2 protein-coding genes are annotated in these 2,927 nt (G+C 38.5%); both read right to left on the reverse strand.

Annotated features, from left to right (window positions below):
* On the reverse strand, positions 1-1,440 hold a 1,440-nt coding region (locus ATH1_RS19840; RefSeq protein ID WP_010424454.1), incomplete at its 3' end, for a hypothetical protein.
* Between the two features lie 733 nt (positions 1,441-2,173).
* Positions 2,174-2,818 (reverse strand): PQLLE family protein, encoded by a 645-nt coding sequence (locus ATH1_RS0116640; protein WP_010424455.1) that lies wholly within the window; start codon positions 2,816-2,818, stop codon positions 2,174-2,176.
* Between the last annotated feature and the right edge of the window lie 109 nt (positions 2,819-2,927).

The raw sequence follows: 2,927 nt of genomic DNA on the forward strand, positions 1-2,927 counted from the left end.
GGCCAGCGTAACATTCGTGATGGTTGGATTCTGAGCCGTGCTACTGAAACCGTTGGGGCCACTCCATGAATAGGTATATGGACCGATTCCTCCTGACACTGTAACCGATAAATTCAAGGTACCGCTTTCACAAACCGGGCCATCATTGGAAATAGCGTCTATTACCGGATTTTCGTTTACTGTAACAACTGTAGAAGCAGTTGTTGATCCACAACCATTGGCATCGGTAACAACCACCCCGTATGTTCCCGCATCAACAAGTGTGACATTAGAAAGCACAGGGTCTTCATCAGTACTGGTAAAACCATTGGGGCCTGTCCATGAATAGGTATATGGGCCTGAACCGCCGGAAACATCAATTGAAATATTTATATCATTTCCAACGCAGGCAGGACTGTCATTATCTATATTATTAACAACAGGATTGTCATAAACCGTTACTACAATGGTTCCAGAAGCCTCACAATTAGAAGGATTATTGGTATCAATAATTGTAAGATTATAGGAATAATCACCACTGTTATCAATAACCGAAGGATCGGAAACGGTAACCGAATGGCCAACTTGTCCACCTGAAGGTAATCCTGGCCCTTCCCAAATATACTGATATCCGGGAACAAGAGGGTTACCGTCTTCCAGGACAATCGATTCTCCTTCACAAACAGGACTGTTTGAAGAAGGATCAGGAACGGGATTATCGTATCCATATACTTTTGTCTGTCCACTCATGAACGTCGCACACCTTGGATCACTGTTTCGACGAGCCTCTATTGTATATATGACAGGTGATGCAGAAGGATCAGGCGCAGGAACGGTGAAATTTAAAGGCACTCCATCAGCGCCCGAAATAAAGTTTGATTGCGCTACACCATCTTTATATAAAAAATACTCATATCCTGATTCAGAATTATTCAGCGTAACTGTACCGCTTGTGCCACTACATAAGTGAAGTTCTGCAGGCATGATAGGATAAATTTCAGGAATTTTATACACATAAGTCCAATCATAATTTCCACCGGCCGTAATATTTCCATCATAAAACTGGAATTGAAAAAAGATGGCTTCCCCATAAAACTCGGAAGGTATCCTGTCCGGGAAAAACCTCACACCGTTTTCTGGTGCTGTTCCAATAGGGTCTACCCATCCGTCATGCACTTCCTCGTTGCCTGCGATATTTGTTTTAATTGTCCAAACAACATTTATGGTACTTGACGGAATATCTTCCGGGGCCAAATAAATGTCAGCATATCCTCCCTGTGAACAATAATTTATATCCAAAGATGTTATTACCTCGGGGCTGGCAGCGCCACGTTGAATCACGGGAAGCTCAATTTTCTCAACAAAACCTCCTACATCACGTCCCTGCCCGAAAGACTCAAGGCCCGAAAGAACGAACAACAACACAAATAAAAAAACGAAAGACTGTAAACCTCTCTTCATGGCATATAGTTTAGGGTTATCTGCTTTCCTTTTGCGGCAAAAACAACTTCACAATTAGCAAAAATATATTTATTAAACTATTCTCGAATACGTTCATAACAATAATTTATCAACAAAACGCACTTTTCTTTCCTTATAATATATCGACAGACTATAATTTATTGCTAAATAAATCTCCAAACTTTTTAAGTATTCTCTTTAAAAACGATAACAAAACTAATAAATAATTCTAAAAATCAGCCCTTTATAAAAATTCAATGACGAAGAGCCAACACTTTTTGACAGACACTAATTACTCTTATGTTTCCAATATAGAACACATCTAAATTCTCACTAAAATTTTGTACGCATCTTAACACGCCATTGTTTCAAAACATAGAACAATTAAGGTTTTCACAAAATCAGGTTCTTATGCCTTTATCAAACAAATCACATATTCGTCTTTAAATTATCTATGTTAACCAACATTTATAAACAGTTCGTCAAACAACAACTCCTACCTGCTTTTACGGTATAGTCTTTTATTCTGCTAAAATGAGATTGGCAAAAAGAAACATTCAGAAATGGTCTCATGCCCTAATTCGTTCCCGTCTATAAACTCTTACTATCATGGGTCTGTTCAGAAAGTGCCGGTTGCAAGGCTTGCGAAACCGCCAAAAGCGGAGTTTACTTTTCGTAAATGAGCATTTTGTCGGCAAGCGTAACACAGCAAATGGGGCTTTATGGACAGACACTAATTCAATAATTTTTCCAGCAAATGTGGCTTCTCCTCCAACGCGAGTCGCGCAATTTTCAGATAATCGCTCAACCAATCCTGTAAAACCACAAGCTGTTGCCGTTTCTTTTTTGTCATCTCTTTCGACAATTCTTTTGCATGTTCGAACCTGGTATTTAATTCTTCGAGCTTTTCAAGATCATCAAGAATATCCCTGATGTCGGCTTTCTTCACTCCAAATCCTGTAAGAGCTTTCATCCACTTATCTTCGGCAATCAGGTTCTTGCAAAACAAATATACCTGACGATACCAGTCGTCAAACTGTTTTGCTCTCGGACCTTCTAATCCCAAAGCTTTCTTTGCCATGTTGTCGTTATCGAAAACAACCCGGCCAAGCTTAATAAAACGCATGTATCTCTTTTGCAAACTTTTCTGAAGATCACTCTTTTCACGATTTAATTGAATTCTTCTTCTCCTTGCAGCTTCCTGTTCCTGGTCTGTTTGTCGCAAATTTTCCAGCAATTGCCTGCCCCTCTCCATCTCTTTTAACCCATAGCCAAAGGCAGACAGTGATGACACAAGCGTCTGATCCGAAAGACTTTGACCTAGTATTTTATCTACCTTATTTACAAAGTTCTCAAATTTCAACTTTGAATAATGCATATTCTTTTTAAAAAAAGTTTTTATCTGATTAATTTTTGCAATATCTAAATTAAATTTTAAATAGCAAACTATTTTTTTTATGAATCTGATAAAAATTTTTCATCAGAAA

It is taken from the genome of Anaerophaga thermohalophila DSM 12881 (assembly GCF_000191885.1).
In the GTDB taxonomy this organism is placed as follows: domain Bacteria; phylum Bacteroidota; class Bacteroidia; order Bacteroidales; family Marinilabiliaceae; genus Anaerophaga; species Anaerophaga thermohalophila.

Coding starts and splice junctions, on each gene's coding strand:
- ATH1_RS0116640 (WP_010424455.1), bottom strand. CDS start 2,818: ATGCATTATTCAAAGTTGAAATTTGAGAACTTTGTAAATAAGGTAGAT.